Genomic DNA, 1,240 nt, shown 5'->3' on the forward strand with positions numbered 1-1,240 from the left:
GTATCAGGTTGAGTCTGTGTACCTGACCCACCGCTATCGGGAGCAAGCCCCCTCCCACTTTTTTACTGTGTTGCGATCAGAACAACCAGCGCCACAGCAATACCAGCACCACCACAGCCAGCACCGGCCGTGCAACACGGTAGGCCTTGGGATGCTTGCGCTTCCACTGCTTGACCACACCACTGAACTTGTCGCTGAAAGTCTTGCTCCAGGCATAGGCCTGGTTGATCCCACCTACGCGCTCGTCATCCAGGTTCTGCGGCGCGGTGGCGCGGCCCAGTTGCTTGCTGACCCAGCGGTTGACGCGGGTCATCAGGCGGTTGCTCAGCGGGCGCTCGATGTCGCAGAACAGGATGACGCGGGTCTGTTCGGTTTCGTTCTTCACCCAGTGCACATAGGTTTCGTCGAACATTACGTCTTCACCGTCGCGCCAGGCATAGATCTGGCCGTCGACAAAGATGCGGCAATCGTCGGAGTTCGGCGTGGACAGGCCCAGGTGATAACGCAGGGAACCGGCAAACGGGTCGCGGTGCGGGTTCAGGTGGCTGCCGCCCGGCAACAGCGCGAACATTGCGCCCTTGACGTTAGGGATGCTGCTCACCAGCGCCACGGTTTTCGGGCACAGTGCCTCGGCCGACGGCAGCGGTTTGTCGTACCACTTGAGGTAGAAACGCTTCCAGCCCTTTTTGAAGAACGAGCCGAAACCGGCGTCGTTGTTCTTTTCGGCGGCGCGGATGTAACCCTCGTCGAACAGGTGCATGGCCTCTTCGCGGATCACTTCCCAGTTGTCCTTGAGCACATCCAGTTCGGGGAACTTGCTGCGGTCCAGGTAGGGTTTGGACGGCACCGCCGAAAACAGGTACATCAAGGCGTTATAAGGGGCGAACAGCGCCGAATGGTTGACGAACTGACGCAACACCGGCAAACGCGCCTTGCCGCGCAAATGCACGTACAGAATGCTGCCGATAAAAAGCGACAGCACCGACAGTTTGGCGGCCAAAGAAAAGGTCATGCAGCAACTCCTGGAAATAAGCGCCTGGCCAACAGCAGACGTAGCAGCCGGCCATGATAAACACTTGAGCCAGTATGCAGAAGGCCCAGGTCGACCGGCTGACCTACATCAACCCCCTTGGATAAACACTTGTAGTGAGCGGGCTTGCCCCGCGCTGGGGGGCGAAGCCGCCCTAAATCCAGACACCTCGGTCTTTCTAAAACACCGCGGCGTCCTTGTTGGGGCGGC

General features: G+C 59.4%; 1 protein-coding gene. It reads right to left on the minus strand.

What is annotated here, in order from left to right; translation table 11 throughout:
- Positions 1-76: 76 nt before the first annotated feature.
- Positions 77-1,012, minus strand: a complete 936-nt coding sequence (locus ACQRBT_RS01715; RefSeq protein ID WP_060753131.1) for an aspartyl/asparaginyl beta-hydroxylase domain-containing protein — start codon at positions 1,010-1,012, stop codon at positions 77-79.
- Between the last annotated feature and the right edge of the window lie 228 nt (positions 1,013-1,240).

It is taken from the genome of Pseudomonas sp. R19M, from assembly GCF_050312585.1.
In the GTDB taxonomy this organism is placed as follows: domain Bacteria; phylum Pseudomonadota; class Gammaproteobacteria; order Pseudomonadales; family Pseudomonadaceae; genus Aquipseudomonas; species Aquipseudomonas palleroniana.

Coding starts and splice junctions, on each gene's coding strand:
- ACQRBT_RS01715 (WP_060753131.1), bottom strand. CDS start 1,012: ATGACCTTTTCTTTGGCCGCCAAACTGTCGGTGCTGTCGCTTTTTATC.